Annotated in this window: 9 protein-coding genes; 3 read left to right on the plus strand and 6 right to left on the minus strand. The window is 61.8% G+C overall.

Going from position 1 to position 15,244, the window contains the following annotated elements; genetic code table 11:
- Positions 1-72: 72 nt before the first annotated feature.
- Positions 73-1,614: a sulfatase gene (locus tag ACFQJC_RS16025; RefSeq protein ID WP_390225236.1), complete on the plus strand. Its 1,542-nt coding sequence runs from the start codon at positions 73-75 to the stop codon at positions 1,612-1,614.
- Positions 1,615-1,648: 34 nt separating this feature from the next.
- On the opposite strand, the gene ACFQJC_RS16030 is transcribed toward ACFQJC_RS16025, so the two are convergent.
- From ACFQJC_RS16030 to ACFQJC_RS16055, 6 genes are all read right to left on the minus strand, one after another.
- Positions 1,649-2,545, minus strand: coding sequence for a ketopantoate reductase family protein (locus ACFQJC_RS16030; RefSeq protein ID WP_390225238.1), 897 nt, complete (start codon positions 2,543-2,545; stop codon positions 1,649-1,651).
- Positions 2,546-2,587: 42 nt separating this feature from the next.
- The gene (locus tag ACFQJC_RS16035; RefSeq protein ID WP_390225240.1) at positions 2,588-2,875 is read right to left on the minus strand and encodes a DUF7130 family rubredoxin-like protein; all 288 of its coding nucleotides are present in this window, start codon (positions 2,873-2,875) and stop codon (positions 2,588-2,590) included.
- A gap of 533 nt (positions 2,876-3,408) precedes the next feature.
- Entirely contained in the window at positions 3,409-5,784 is a 2,376-nt protein-coding gene (locus ACFQJC_RS16040) for a cation:proton antiporter domain-containing protein (protein ID WP_390225242.1), read from the minus strand.
- A gap of 387 nt (positions 5,785-6,171) precedes the next feature.
- Entirely contained in the window at positions 6,172-11,250 is a 5,079-nt protein-coding gene (locus ACFQJC_RS16045; protein ID WP_390225244.1) for a DNA polymerase II large subunit, read from the minus strand.
- Between the two features lie 3 nt (positions 11,251-11,253).
- Positions 11,254-11,673 (minus strand): PPC domain-containing DNA-binding protein, encoded by a 420-nt coding sequence (locus ACFQJC_RS16050; RefSeq protein WP_390225246.1) that lies wholly within the window; start codon positions 11,671-11,673, stop codon positions 11,254-11,256.
- Positions 11,674-11,736: 63 nt separating this feature from the next.
- The gene (locus ACFQJC_RS16055) at positions 11,737-11,904 is read right to left on the minus strand and encodes a DUF7556 family protein (protein ID WP_390225248.1); all 168 of its coding nucleotides are present in this window, start codon (positions 11,902-11,904) and stop codon (positions 11,737-11,739) included.
- Between the two features lie 236 nt (positions 11,905-12,140).
- Here ACFQJC_RS16055 and ACFQJC_RS16060 point away from each other — a divergent pair, with 236 nt between their 5' ends.
- On the plus strand, positions 12,141-13,988 hold the full coding sequence (locus tag ACFQJC_RS16060; protein ID WP_390225250.1) for an ABC transporter substrate-binding protein: 1,848 nt from the start codon (positions 12,141-12,143) through the stop codon (positions 13,986-13,988).
- A 200-nt stretch (positions 13,989-14,188) separates the two neighbouring features.
- A complete protein-coding gene (locus tag ACFQJC_RS16065; protein WP_390225252.1) occupies positions 14,189-15,238 on the plus strand; it encodes an ABC transporter permease in 1,050 nt (349 codons plus the stop codon).
- Positions 15,239-15,244: the final 6 nt, after the last annotated feature.

Below are 15,244 nucleotides of genomic sequence, written 5' to 3' on the forward strand. Positions count from 1 at the left end.
CGCCCACGCGAGCCCGTCTTTCACGAACGCGAGAACACCGCTTTTATCGACCCCTACCGTACACAGACAGGTATGACCGCCCAGTCGCCCGAAAACGTCCTCTTCGTCGTCATGGACACGGTCCGAAAGGACCACCTCACGCCGTACGGCTACGACCGCCCGACGACGCCGGGACTCGCCGAGTTCGCCGAGGAGGCGACGGTCTTCGAGCAGGCAGTCGCTCCCGCGCCGTGGACGCTCCCCGTTCACGCCTCGCTCTTTACCGGTATGTACCCGAGTCAACACGGTGCCGACCAAGAACGGCCCTACCTCGAAGGGGCGACGACGCTCGCCCAGACACTCTCCGCGGCCGGATACGACACCGCCTGTTACTCCTCGAACGCGTGGATTACGCCTTACACGCACCTGACCGACGGCTTCGACGACCAGGACAACTTCTTCGAGGTCATGCCCGGCGACTTCCTCTCGGGTCCGTTGGCCAAGGCCTGGAAGACGATGAACGACAACCAGACCCTCCGGGCGCTCGCCGACAAACTCGTCAGCCTCGGCAACACCGCCCACGAATACCTCGCCGGCGGCGAGGGTGCCGACTCGAAGACCCCCGCGGTCATCGACCACACCATCGATTTCATCGACGAGTCGGGCAAGTCGTTCGCCTTCATCAACCTGATGGACGCACACCTCCCGTACCATCCACCAAAGAAGTTCGCCGAACAGTTCGCACCCGGCGTGGATTCGACCGAGGTGTGCCAGAACTCCAAGGAGTACAACTCCGGTGCCTACGAAATCGACGACGACGAGTGGGAGGACATCCGCGGCCTCTACGACGCCGAAATCGCACACATCGACGCCCAGCTCACCCGACTGTTCGACCACCTGAAAGCGACCGACCAGTGGGACGACACCATGGTCGTGGTCTGCGCCGACCACGGCGAACTCCACGGCGAACACGGTCTCTACGGCCACGAATTCTGCCTCTACGACCCGCTCATCAACGTCCCACTGCTGGTCAAACACCCCAAGCTCGATGGCGGCCGACGCGAGGACCAGGTCGAACTCGTTGACCTGTATCACACCGTCCTCGACGCCCTCGACGTGGAGGGCGGCACCCCGGCGTCGCCCGGCGACAACGTCGTCGCGCTCGACCGAACGCGTTCGCTCCTCTCGGACTCTTACCGCGAGTTCGCCGACGTGACCGACGGCGACCCCGGCCAGCGACTGGATGGAAAATACGCATTCGTCGAATACTCGCGTCCCGTGGTCGAACTCAAGCAGTTAGAAGAGAAGGCGGCCAAGGCGAACATCGTCATTCCCGAGGATTCGCGGTTCTACTCGCGGATGCGTTCGGCACGTCGCCCAGACGCGAAGTACACGCGTATCGACCGCATCGCCGACGAGGCCTACCTGCTCGATAGCGACCCCGGAGAACAGGAGAACCTCGCCGACTCGGACGACGAACGAATCGCCGAGGTCGAATCGGCGCTCTCGGAGTTCGAATCGGCAGTCGGCGGCGCGTGGACCGACGCGCTCGGCACCGACGTGTCGGACGACTCGGTCGAACAGATGGACGAAGAGGCCCAAGCGCGACTCCGCGATTTGGGCTATCTCGAATAACTCTCGACGGCTCTCCGTTCTGTTCTTCGTCTCTTTATCGAAGCCCCACACCCCGCTCCCACGCCCGCAACAGCCCTGCAAGCAGTGCGTTCGTCGGCACCGCGAGGTCGTAGTTCGCAGCGTATTCGACCACCGCACCGTTGATGAAATCCACTTCAGTTCGCTTTCTGCCCTCGATATCCTGCAACATCGACGAGCGATTCGCGGCCGTCTTGTCGATGACGCGGTCGATTGCCTCCCGAGCGACGCGGTTCGGCAGGCGAACCCCCTCTAGTCGGGCGACGCGGGCGGTCTCTCGGGCGGCGCGATGGGCAATCGTACTGGCGTCACCCGACCCGAGTGCGCCGTTTTCGACGCGTGCGAGTGCGGTGACGGCGTTGATACCCGCGTTGACCGCGAGTTTCTCCCAGCGACGGCGGGGCATGTCGGTGGCGACGAGCGTGTTGACGTTCGCGTCACGGAACGCCTTGCCGACGCGTTCTGCGAGCGGGTCGGTCCCGCCGTCGAGTGCGCCGAGGACGACGCGGCCGATACCGGTACATTCCACGCGGGCGGATTCGACGAGTCGAGCGCCGTAGGTGGCGGTCCCGGCGAGGACGGGAACGTCGAGTCGGCCGGCGAGACGCTCTTCGGTCAGGCCGTTCTGGAGCGAGAGCACACAGCCGATATCGCACTGCGCGAGTGCATCTGCGGCCGATTCGGTGTCGAACGATTTCACCGTCAGGACCGCGAGGTCGGCAGTGTGGCCGGTTTCGGCCGTCGTCGCCCGCGGGGTGGCGTACGCCGAGTGAGCGCCGACGATGTCCAAACCGCGGGCTTCGACCTGCGAGACGTGGGGGTCGCGGCCGACGAGCGTCACGTCGTGGATGGGAGAGAGAAGGCCGCCGACGAGAGTACCGAGACTGCCGGCACCGAAGACGAGGATACGCATAGGTGTGGGTCGATTGCAGGCGATAAAAAGCGGGGTGACCGATTAGTCTTCGGTCCAGTAGTAGAGTTGCTCTTTCTCCGCGCCGCAGTTGGGGCAGGTGTCGGGCATCTCCTCGATATCGCCCATCTCGCCGCAGTTCGAACACCGCCACATCAACTCCGCCTCGCCGAACTCGTGACCGGCCCGCTCGTGTTCGACGGAGAGTCCGGCGAGTCCCTCGCGCGTGGTGACGTAGAAACCGTCCTCGTCGAAGCCGCGGATGTGACCGAGTTCGGTCCCGTCCTGTGCGTACACAGCCATACCGATCGTCGCCCGTGTCTCGTCAGCCATGTGAACAGAATGAACGCGAAACGGGGTAAATCGAACGGCGGGCCGTCGCCTCGGTAGTGGGAGAGCGGGCGCACAGTATAAGTAATAAATCGAATGCTGCGATATGAAATTCTAGTGGAAACGACAAGACACGGATTCTCACTGTTCGAGGTGCTGTCCTCACGACCACGCGAACGGACTCCACGCTACTTCCGGTGTCACTCGTCGGACGGTGGTCCGAACCCGCAGACGAGGCTACGGTGAGGGCACACGAAAACCGTGCCTCGCGTGCGCACGCTGGTGAAGTATATGCACCAGTGTACGAAGTCGGGGTTGAGTGTACAAGGTTTTGACACGAAAGGCGTGACATTCGGGACGTCCGTGAGCGACACGCAGGGAGTGTGCGTGCACCCTACTCGTTCAGGCCTCGCTGCCCATCGCACTCGTGGGTATCGACCTCCCAGACGACGTTGTGGAGTGGTTCGTGCGTGACGGGTGGACGTAGCCTCGTGGGGCCACCGGCGTACGAAGCGACGAGACTCTTCTTCGACTCGTCACTGGGAGGTGAAGACGACGACAGGGCAGTCGGCGTTCCGGAGGACGTGTTCGACGCGGTGGCCGAGAAACGCCCGTTCGGTCGCCAACCTGGTCGAACCGCCGAGTACGAGGAGGTCGTACTCGCCCGTGTTAGCACGTTCGACGAGGACTTCGTGGGGGGTGCGCTCGGTTTCGATGACCGCCGTCGTCGTCACGACGCCCATCGATTGGCCGAGGTCTGCCTGGGCATCGACAATCTTCTCGCCGAGCGTTCTGGCGGCCGTCGAGGACGACCGACCGACGAACCTGTCGGCCGCCGGCGGCGAATCGATGACCGTGACCACCTCGACGCTCGCGCCGTAACTGCGAGCGATGGCGAAGGCGAACTCCGCGGCACGTCGATTGTACTGGGTCCCAGTCGTCGGCAGGAGGATGCGTTCGATAGCCACGGGATCGACGATGGTTTCTTCGAGTTCGGCGGGCGCACGGACCAACAACACCGGACAGGAGGCATCTCTCACGACTTCGTCGATGACCGCGCCGAACGGCGCTTCTCCCGGGGCGCCCCCACGAGCGACCGAACCGAGCACGAGCAGGTCGTGGCCAACCGACTCTGCGAGGACGATCTCGGTAGCGCTTGGCGACGCCGAGCGAGTAATCGTCCTGACGCGCGCCTTCGGGAGGTCGAGTTGGAAGCGTGTGAGTGAGAGACACCGACTCGGGTCGTCGGCGGGTGCTTCGGTGGGTGACTCGTCCAGAAGATCGACATCGGTCTCGGAGTCGGCGGCGGCGTCTGCGTCAACGTCGAGTTCGCGGTCCGGACCAGTAGCCTCGGAGCGGTTGTCTCCGGCACGATTCGTGGACGAGTCCGAAAAGAACGGGATGACGCGAACGGGTAGCCCGAGTCTGCGAGCGGTTCGGGCGAGGTGACCGGTCGCTGCGTTCTGCGAGGACGGGTGGACGAACATCGTCGTGACCTCGATATCTTCGTCGCGGACGACTGCACCCACGAGTTGGGCCGCGAACTGTGAGGCGGGGCTACAGCGGGTGGGCAAGAGGACGCGCCCGAGCGAGGCCACGAAGGCATCGGTACGGCGCTGTTCGCGGTCGAGTCGGGCCCGCTCTTCGGCGCTCATCTCGACTTTTTCGAGCGACCACCGCATCACCGGTGGAGCCATGAGCGAGGTGACGATGGCGACGACGACGATGATAGAGTAGGTCTCGATGGTGAGGATGCCCAGACCGAGTCCGACCGTTGCGACGATTATCTCCATCGCACCGCGAGCGTTCATGCCGCCGCCGATGGTGATTGCCTCCCAGTAGGAGAGACCGGCGAGTCGAGAGACGCCGAGGACGCCTGCAAACTTCCCGAAACACGCCACGGCGAGGACGACGACCCCGACGAGCGCGACCGTCGGGTCGAACAGCGTCGTGACGTTCATTCGGAGTCCTGCGATTGCGAAGAAGACCGGCGCGAAGACGCCGAGCGTCATCACCTCGAAGGTGCGACGGAGACGGTGGTCGAACCGTTTGAGTCCGCCAACCAGGACGCCGACGACGAACGCGCCGAGAATCGCTTCGAGCCCGAGAAACTGGGTAATCGCTGCGGCGGCGAGTGCGAGCACCACGAGCGCCGTTATCATCGAAGTCTCGCCGCTCGTGTTGGTATCGACCCACCGCATGACACTCGAGACGAATCGTTGGCCGACGGTGAACGCGAGTCCGAGGAAGACGACGACCGAGACGACCGTGACGAGCGCCGAGTCGATGTCTGCGACGCCACTCTGTGCCAACCCTGCTACCGTCGCCAGCAGTATCCACCCGATGGTGTCGTCTACCATCCCGGCCGCGAGGATGAGCTGACCGATGTCTCGGCGGATTACATCGAGTTCGATGAGAATCTTCGCAATGACCGGGATGGCCGAGATGCTCATCGCCGTGGCGATAAACAGGCTGAAGACGAGTCGCTGGTCCGGCGCGGCGACGAATTCGAGCGGGAGCATCCACCCCAGCGCGAACCCGGTCGTGAAGGGAACGATGATGCCGCCGAGCGAGAGTAACACCGCAGTACGGCCCTTGCTCACGATGAGGTCGAGGTCGGTCTCGAGTCCAGTGACGATTAGCAGCATTATCAGTCCGACCCACGCGATTACTTCGAGCAGGTGAAACTGGCTCTCCGAGACGGCGAAGAGCCACCCGTAAACGCCCGGTGCGACGAGTCCGAGCACGGATGGCCCGAGGAGGACGCCCGCGAGAAGTTCGCCGATGACCGCCGGCTGTCCAATCTTCGAGAACGCCTCCCCGAAGAGGCGCGCGACGGCTAACAGCACGAGCAACTGAGCGACCACGAGAAGTAGCTGATAGTGGCTGAGTGGTTCGATTACAGTCGCCATCGGACGTACTCGGTGTCGGTGCCAGTCTGTAGACGATGCACTGTCACACGTCGGTCGCTCGAAACTCGTCGCGTCATGGCCTGATTCTAACGACCAGCGGCGGCGACGCGCGAGCGTAGCCGATTCCGCTGGACGACCCAGTCGGCGAACGGTATCACGCGTCGAGCGCACGACACGCGGTGGCGACCGGTCGCTCTTGACTGTGGAATAACAGGTGTGGAGCGGGTATCAACGTTGTGTCGGGCCCCGCCGACGAGGAGCATCGGGGGGTTCTCCACTTTTTCCGAGACTCGCTTCGCTCGTCTCGCAAAACCTGTCTTCGTGAGCGGCGGCGAGCGAAGGCTCGTGAGACGCTTTGCGTCTCACGGTGGAGGAAAAATCAGCGGATTACATGAAGTCCGCAATTCCCGACTGCTTGTTCTTGTCGTTCTCGAAGATAGACTCCAGACTCTTTTCGAGCACTTCGAGGCGCTGTTTCGTGTAGTCGCGGCAGTCGAACTCTTCTGCCACCTCGATGGCGACGTCCATGTACTTATTCACACTTCCCTGGTGAACGGTGAGGTTGACCCGCCCACCACACTCGCGGCACTCCCCGGAGAGCGGCATCCGTCGATACTTCTCCCCGCAGTCGAGACACCGCGTCTCCTGCCGCGAAAACGCGCGGAGGTTCCCGATGAGGTCCGGGAGGAAGTGGCCCTCGATGACGCGTTCGGCCACGTCGGTCTCGTGGACGGCGCGGAGCTTCCGCGCGAGGAACAACTGCGCGTCCATCTTGTCCATCATCGACCCGAGGGTCTTGTACGCCGAGAGGTCCGGGCCGGCGGCGATATCTGTGGTGTCGTGGGTGTGGTCGAATCCGGTGTACTCGCGGTCGGTGCCGAGGAACTCTTCGGCGATGGTGACCGCGTCTTCCCAGTCGCCGGGGTCTTCCATGTCGAGGGTGGCCTCGTAGAACTCGCGGGGATACTGCCGGACGATGTCCATGTTGTGCGCCTCGTCGTCGATTTCCGACGGGTCGATGCGCGAAGACATCACGAGCGGCGCGTCCATCTGCCCGCCGCGTTTGTCCGGGAGGTACTCCTTGGAGAAGTTGAGCAGCCCGTCCATGAGGAGCATCACGCAATCTTCGTCACCGTCGCACTGGCCCACGTACAGGTCGTTTGTGACGAGCGAATTCGTCTCTGAGACGGTCACCGAGTACGTGTGCTCGATATCGCTATCGACGTACTCGACGGCAGTGACTTCGTCTAACCACAGGTCGCCTCCGTCGGCAAAGAGGCGCTGTGTCCGAACGTCGATTTTCTCGATACTGTTTTGCAACGTTTCGCGCTTCCGCGGCAAGTGGAAGTCGATTCGGTCAGCGAACCGAACGGCGTTCTCCGATGTTATTTTGAGTATCCACGAGTCGAATTCAGGGACGACATCGTAGAACTCTGCTACAGCCCCGGTTTTCGGTACGCGGCGTTCGGTGTAGGTCTTCGCTGCAATCCCAAATCGTTTGAGTGCAGCAACGAGGTCACGTTTGAGTTCGTCGCTCACCGTGTGAGCGCGAATCTCAACTCGGTCACCGGATGCGCTCCCGTCGCCTGAGAAGTACGCAGCAAGAAACGCCCGGAGAACAGGCGTTGGCCCACTGATGATACGATCTGGAATCCGTTTGTCCTCTGCTCGGGAACCAAGGTCGAGAATATCGCTAAAGAGTATCTGGACGAGTCGGCTCGAAACGGTCAGTTTCCACTCATTCTCGTCGAACGCCTCGATTCCTAACGCAGTAGTGAACGCCTCCGAAATGCGTTCACGGGCGACTTCGTCGGGGATACAAATCGTCGTCTGGTAGAACTCGCCGGGGTCAGCTCTGGTGAATCCTTCTGCTGCGTAATAGCCGAGAACGGTTCCGAAGTCTTCGTCAAGTTCCAGGAACCGGGCAACAGTAGCTGTGTCGCGTCGGACGCCAAGCGAGATGTCTGTCGGAAGCTCTGAGACGACAGCTTCCGAGGCACCGAGTAGTTCGAGGAACACCGAAACGGGCACGCTGTCGCGCGAGACCCAGTTGTAGACTGTCGAATTGCTACAGTCGAGTAGCTCAGCAACCGAGTTGAGGTATCCTCGTGCGTCAGTGTATTCATCGAAGAGACCCTGAATACGCTCTTTCCCAAGTCCGCGAATCATGAGGTCTTCCGGGGGTACTGAGTCACCAGCTAAGAGTTCCGAAAGAAGGTCGATTTCGACTACCTCTCCCTCGATATCGACCGCTTTCGGCGACGGGACGGCGTCACCAACTTCGAGTTCGTGGGATGGAACACGCTCGAAGCCATCTCCGTCACCACGAATCATCGTGTGGTCGGGCGTGACTGTCAACTCTCGGCCCGACCGAGTCTCGATACGAACGAGTTGGTCGGGTGAGACGTGCTTCGAAACCGCTTCGATTGGTTTGAGAACCTCTCCGCCATCTCTCGTGAGGGACGGGACGAACACGTCCCTGTCGAGGTGCTCGACGAGAGTTCCGAAGTCGTCCGTTTCTGGGTCTTCGAGGCGACTCTCGACTAGCGTCTGAATATCTCCGAAGTGCCATTCGTCGGCTTCGTCGCGGTACCAAAGCTCGGTCTCTGGGTGGAAGCAATTCCGACGTTTCGCGGCGTGGAAGTACGGATGTGCATATCCAACAGCGGCGGTCGTAAATCCGACGACGCGGCCGACGACTGCCGCGGACGTGTGCGGTGCCATCCCGAAGACGAGTTCGCCGATGAGTTCGTCGCGGTCTTCGATTTTGTAGAAGGGTTCGAGTCCGTAGAACTGTTCGAGTAGGTCGTCCACGAAATCGGCGGTCTGCATCATGTGCGTGGCCGCGCCGTCCGAGAGGACGATGTCCTGTACTTTGAGTTCGATGAGTTGGTCGTCGAAGCGGAGGGGTTCGCCGTCGATGTCGGTCTCGTAGCCGAGTTCGCGGAAGTGTCCGGCCGTCACGTCGAGTTCCTCGGGTCGGACTGCGGTGACCGGGAGGTCGGTCATGTCGTATCTGACCGTTCCGTCTTTGAACGTCGAAACGTCGTGTTTGGCTCTGAGGATGCCTTTCTCGATGGGTTCGGGCGTCTTGTTCGAGGAAGTGAGTCCCTTGACGCCCTTCAGAATCTCGTAGGAGGCTTCGCGCTCGCCGACGCCTTCGAGGGCGTCGCGGTACTCGCCGCGGAGGTCCACTTCCTGCCACGCGGCGCTTCGAACGTCGCGTTCGCAGCGGTCACAGTAGACGCGGCCCGACTCGTCGGGTTCGATGACGCTACCGCAGTCGTCGCACTCGAAATGTGGTTCGGTGTGACTGCCGCACTCCGGGCACTTCGATTTGAACGTGCCAGTCCCGCAGTCGCCGCACTTCCGGCGACCGAGTTGAACCGACACCTGCCCACGCTGGCCCGCGTCGTTGAACTTTCGAGCGGCGTCGCTGACGTTGCGCTGACTGCCACCGGCCTCGCCGATGGGAAAGAGCGTGTGAACGGCGGGCGAGAGGTCACGGCGCTCGGATTTCTCGGGACGACCCATTCGCGCGCCGATTCGCGTCGGTGCTCGCTCGCGGACTTCGAACGGCGCGACTTCGTTGACCGCCTCGATGGCGTTCTCGCCCTCGCCCCACTCACGGGCACGCGTTGACAAGCTATCGAGCGACCACGTTCGCGTCAGGTCGTCGTCGAGTCCGAGCGAGCGTGCGAGTGGCCGCCACACCGAAACGTGGAGTTCGTCTTCGGTCTGGCGGTGTTCGACGAGCAGGTGTTCGAGCGTCTCTCGGAGTTCGGGTGTGTTCGGCAAGACGAGCGTCTCGCCGGTGTCGTCCGCCGAATTCGGAATCACACCGCTGGCGCGACCACCGTCGGCTTTCGTGGCGACGATGTCGGCGTCGGCGACGGCGTCCGCGAGGTGGTCGAACTGCTCGACCGAGATGTCGTGCCAGAGGTACGTGAGGGTGGGGTGAAGGGGGGCGTCGTACTGCTCGGCCCAGTCCAGTGCGGTCTCGACGGTGGGTCGTTCGAGGTCGATAGTGGGGTCGTCGCGCAGGGCTTGGACGTTCGCGTCGGTGGCTTCGAAGTCCTGAATCCACCACTCGTAGACGTACGAGGCGGGGGCGAGCGCGTGGTTGTTCTCGACGAACTCGCCGAAGTTGACGAGGTACTCGCCGAGGTCGATGATCTTCTCGACGCCGTTCTGGAGTTTCTCCGCTTCTTCGGGGTCGTCGATGCGGCGAACGTCGCCGTTTGCGAGTCTGACCGTCGGTCCCTCGATGGAATCGACGGGGACGACACCGCCCGCTTTCCCGGGGCGTTCGGTCTTGATTTGCGTTCCGGTTGCGATGAAGTCGTCCACGATGTGCATCGTCGCGGGGTGGACGCCCGCGGTTGCGAAGCCGTGGTTGCGGGCGCGGCCGTAGCGAAGTCGGAACCCGCCTGCCGCGGAGGGGTGGCCGAAGACCGGGCGGCCGGCGATGAGGTCGCGGAGGTACTTCGTTGCCGGGTCCACGCGGACGGGACCCTCGGGTACGTTTGCATCCGGTTCGGTCTCGTCGTCGGCCGCTTCGGCGGCCGCTTCGTCGGTCTCGGCCTCGGCTTCCTCGTCCGCGTCGTCGGTCTTCGAGTCGTCTTTGCCGATGGTGCCGTCGATGAGGTCCTGTAACCACGGCCATTCGACTTCGTCGAGTTGGCGAGTGTAGCGCTGAATCTTCGGCGCTTTGAGGGCGATACCCTCCGCCATGACGAGACACATCCCGCCGCGGGCGGAGTTGGTATCGACGCGTTCGAGGTCGCGGTAGCCGGAGACTTCCTCGTCGCCCGTCGCCTCGCCGTCGAGCATGATGGGCATGTTCTCGGCGATGAATCGGGTCTCCTTGTCCTTCGGTGAGTACTGAAGTCCCGTCTCCTTGTCGTAGAGGTTTATCTCCTCGACGTAGCGCTCGACCTCGTCGGTTCGGGCTTTGTACTGGTCGATACCGAGCAGAGAGCGAGCGTAGTCGGCGACGAGGACGGAGAGCGCCTGCGCCGTCCCGCCCGCAGAGCGAATCGGCCCGGCGTAGTAGACGTTGACGAACTCGGTGCCGTCGTCGTTGCTCAGAATCTCGACGCGGTCGATTCCTTCGATTGGCGCGGCGACAACACCCTCGGTGAGGAGCGCGACCGCGGTCCGGACCGCGCCTTCGACCTTGCCCTCGCGGGAGTCGAAGTCGCCGACGTTGCCCTCGACGAAGTCGGTCACGAGTTCGAGTGCGGCCTCTTCGCGCGACATCTGGTCTTCGAGTTCGCGGACGCGTTCGGCGACGCCGTCGATGCCGAGGATGTTCTCGACGCGGTCGGCCATGTCTTTAGCGACCGGGATTTCGACGTCTGTCTTCGGGTCGTGTCCTTGTGCTTTCGCGGCGCGCGCGAGGTCGAACGCCTCGTCGAGGCGGGATTCGATTCGCGCGAAGTACCGCTCGTCTTCGTCGCGCACGGCCTACAACCAGAGGTCCAAGTCGGTCACGTCGTCGTGCTCGCGTTCGAGTGGTTCGTCGAACGCGCGGAGATACACCTCGCCTGCGAAGACCGTCCCGGCGTTGAGATGACCGGCGAGTGACTGGCCGCTCCGTCGGGACAGAACCGCGTGCGTGTGCGCGAAGGGTTCGCCGTCGAGCAGCGAGACGTTGCCAACGCACGAGGCGACTTCGAGCGGTTCGTCGAACGTGACTGCTTGATACTCCTGTTCGGATTGGTCGTAGAACCAGATTTCGGCGTCCTGCACCGCGCCCATCGCGTTGAACCACGCGGACTCGATTCCCTTGCGCGCGCAGAACTCTTCGATCTCCTCGCGCCAGTCCGCACCGTGTTCGAGGCGTGCGAGGAACTCCTCGCTCACCGATACCGCTCGAGCGTTCATGCAACGTACCACGAGCGAACCGAACTAAAATGTGAAGGTATCGCTGGATTGACTGTGGAGGAGTTATTGCCAGTCGTCGAGGGCAAGTGCATCGGCCACGTCCACTGCGACCCACGCGTCATCGCGGGAGATGTCTGCGATAATAAGTCGCTGACCCGATTGTGTGCGGTCCACCGAGGACATCACCTCGGCGCTCGAGTCATCGACGGAAGCCGTCGCATTCGGCGTCATGTATGATACATTGTGACACCCCTATATAAGTTGCCCGAAACGGCAGGCAAAACAGGCGCTTCGGTGGCTAATTCTGTTGTTTTGAAAACTGGTTTAAAATGTAAAGCAATACTACCAGGACGCGAGGTGGCAGAATTCGCCGTTTGGGCAGGTGACTACTACCCCTCCACGTTACACTATATCAAACAAATACAATACGGTAAGTTTATCCAATCGGCACGGAAAGACACGTCCGAATGCCAGACACTAACAAACTCTCACGCCGCCGCTTCCTGAAAGCGACGGGTGGTGTTGCGACCGCTGCAGCCCTCGCCGGTTGTACGGGTGGAGACGGAGAAGAAGAGACGACGACCGAAGACGGTGGCGCACAGGAAACGACCACCGAGATGGAAGAGGAGACGACCGAAGAGCAGTCCGGAAACGAACTCTCCGGAAGCGTCTTCCAGCGCATCAGTACCGGTACCATCACCACGCTCGACCCCGTGGCGGCTACCGACACTGCCTCCGGTATCGTCATTCAACAGGTCTTCGACTGTCTGATGTCCTATCCGGACGGACTCCCGACCGTCGAGAACGAACTCGCCGCAGACTACACGGTCTCCGACGACTTCACGACGTACACGTTCCAGCTCGAAGACGCAACCTACCACAACGGCGACGCAGTCACCGCGTCCGACTTCGTCTACTCGTGGGAGCGCCTCGCAGCTTCCGAGAACAGCCGTCGTGCGTACTTCATCCTCGACTCCGTCGGCATCGCACACGAGACCGACGGTGACGGTAACTACGTGCCCGGTTCGCTCGGCCTCGAAGCCGCGAGCGACACCGAGCTCGTCGTCACGCTCGCCGAGCCGTTCCACAGCGTGCTCGAGATGTTCGCCTACACCTCGTTCGCCGCAGTGCCGGAAGGCATCGTTGGCGACGTCGAAGGCTACGACGGCGAAGTCGAGTACACCGAGTTCTCCAGCAACAACCCGATCGGCTCCGGCCCGTTCGAGTTCAACTACTGGGAGCAGGGTACCTCCGCGGCCGTCACCAAGTACGACGACTACTACGGCGACGTCGCGCAGGTTGACAACGTCCGCTGGCAGATCATCGAGGACGACACCGCCGCGTACAACTACGCGATGAACGAGAACGCGGACTACTTCGGACTGCCGACCGCGCAGTACGACCCCTCGAAGGTTCAAGTCGAGAACACGGACGAGTTCGGTCGTGAAATCGGCAAGTACGGTCCAATCCGTAACGGCAAGACCGTCAACTACGTGGGCGTTCCGACGCTCTCGATCTTCTACGTCGGCTTCAACATGTCGAAGGTTCCGAAGCCCGTCCGTCAGGCCTTCGCGCACGTCATGAACCAGGACCAGATGGTCAGCGAAGTGTTCAAGGGCCGCGGTTCCCCGGCATACATCTTCACGCCGCCGACCATCTACCCAGGTGGCGCGCAGGCAGCCCAAGACAAGATCGACGCCGACTACCCGTACGGCGCTGGTGAGACGAACATCCAGGCCGCACGCGAGGTCATGGAAGAAGCAGGCTACGGTCCGGACAACCGGTACGAAGTCCAGTGGACCCAGTACGACTCCACGACGTGGGAAGAGATGGCGACCATCCTCCGCGACCAGCTCGCATCCGCACACGTGGACATGCAGATCGAGAAGGCAGACTTCTCGACCCTGCTCGAGCGCGGCCGCAACGGTCAGCTCGAAGCCTACACGCTCGGCTGGATCGCTGACTGGCCAGCACCGGACAACTTCCTCCAGCTGCTCAACCCGCCGCAAACGGAAGTGCCGTCGAACGACCCAATCTCGTACCTCAACTGGCTGCCGGAGACCGGCGACGCGTACCAGCAGGCGACCGACGCCTACTCGCGCGTCCAGAACAACCCGGCACCGACCGAAGAGGCTGCGGAAGTTCGTAACGAGGCATACGTCGAAATCGAGACGGCGAACTGGGAAGACGTGGCGATGCTGCCCATCTACAACCGCAAGGACGAGACCTTCTGGTACGACACCGTCGAAATCGAGCCGTTCGGTGGCATGGGCCCGAGCCGCCAGAAGCTGAACAAGGTTCAGCTCAACCGGTAATCGGACCTCTCCGAACCGCCAGAAAATTACAAACGGTCAAACGTTTTTTACAAGCGTACAGTTAGTCTCTGCTATCTTCGGAGTTCGTCGCAACAATTACGTCAAACACCGAGATTAAGAATTAGAAGCGCAAGACATATCCATACCACTCATTAAACCCTTACAGTAATGTCCGCTCGAACGGTCTGCGAGGTGAACCGATGAGTCGATGGGAGTATTTCCTCCGGCGGGTACTCATGTCGATTCCGGTCATCATCTTCGGGACGACGATTACATTCGCACTCATTCGTCTGGGTCCGCTGGACCCTGTTTCAGCGATTCTAGGGACGCAATACAATCCCCAGGCAGCCGAACAAATCAGACAGAACTTAGGATTAAATCAGCCCCTCTGGAGTCAGTACTTCGACTTTATGTGGGACTTGTTCACGTTCAACCTCGGTCAGTCGTGGGTTATCGCGCCGGGGACGACCGCGTACGAACTCATCGCCGTGTACGCACCGCGAACGATTTGGCTCGGCTTCTGGTCGGTGGTCATCGCGCTGTTCGTCGGGATTCCACTCGGCTTCTACGCCGGTTTGAACCCGAACACGCCGTCTGACTACCTCGCTTCGTTTGGCGGAATCGTCTGGCGAGCAATGCCAAACTTCTGGTTGGCGATCATGCTCGTAACTGCCCTGTCACAGACGGGGCAGTGGACGAGTGGCTTCTTCACGTGGCAGACGTGGATCGTTCGGACGAACGTCGTCACGCCCCCCGCACTCGGCTTCTTCCAATCCCCGCTCGAACAGTTCATGCGGGACCCGAGCGGGTGGTTAGAATCGCTCGTCAAGGCGACGAAACAGATCGCACCTGCGGCGCTGGTCCTCGGGTCGGCGTCGATGGGGAACGAGATGCGTATCGGCCGAACCGCCGTGCTCGAGACCATCAACTCGAACTACATCGAGACCGCCCGCGCGAAGGGTGTCCCCGGACGGTCGCTCGTCTGGAAACACATCTTCCGGAACGCCCTCATCCCGCTGGTCCCCATCATCACGGGTGAGGCGTTCTTGCTCCTCGGCGGCTCGGTCTTCGTCGAGACGGTCTTCGCTATCAACGGTCTCGGGTGGCTGTTCTTCAACGCCGCCATCAACGGAGACCTCCCGCTCATCGGGACGCTGATGTACATATTTATCCTCATCTTGGTGGGCACGAACATCCTGCAGGACTTCCTGTACACCGTTATCGACCCGCGTGTCGGGTACGAGGGGTGAATCACA

The sequence above is a fragment of the Haloferax namakaokahaiae genome, from assembly GCF_042663225.1.
GTDB classification, from domain to species: Archaea; Halobacteriota; Halobacteria; order Halobacteriales; family Haloferacaceae; genus Haloferax; species Haloferax namakaokahaiae.

Excerpts from the sequence above, each read along its gene's own strand:
- ACFQJC_RS16025 (WP_390225236.1), top strand. The coding sequence starts at position 73 with ATGACCGCCCAGTCGCCCGAAAACGTCCTCTTCGTCGTCATGGACACG.
- ACFQJC_RS16030 (WP_390225238.1), bottom strand. The coding sequence starts at position 2,545 with ATGCGTATCCTCGTCTTCGGTGCCGGCAGTCTCGGTACTCTCGTCGGC.
- ACFQJC_RS16035 (WP_390225240.1), bottom strand. The coding sequence starts at position 2,875 with ATGGCTGACGAGACACGGGCGACGATCGGTATGGCTGTGTACGCACAG.
- ACFQJC_RS16040 (WP_390225242.1), bottom strand. The coding sequence starts at position 5,784 with ATGGCGACTGTAATCGAACCACTCAGCCACTATCAGCTACTTCTCGTG.
- ACFQJC_RS16050 (WP_390225246.1), bottom strand. The coding sequence starts at position 11,673 with ATGAACGCTCGAGCGGTATCGGTGAGCGAGGAGTTCCTCGCACGCCTC.
- ACFQJC_RS16055 (WP_390225248.1), bottom strand. The coding sequence starts at position 11,904 with ATGACGCCGAATGCGACGGCTTCCGTCGATGACTCGAGCGCCGAGGTG.
- ACFQJC_RS16060 (WP_390225250.1), top strand. The coding sequence starts at position 12,141 with ATGCCAGACACTAACAAACTCTCACGCCGCCGCTTCCTGAAAGCGACG.
- ACFQJC_RS16065 (WP_390225252.1), top strand. The coding sequence starts at position 14,189 with ATGAGTCGATGGGAGTATTTCCTCCGGCGGGTACTCATGTCGATTCCG.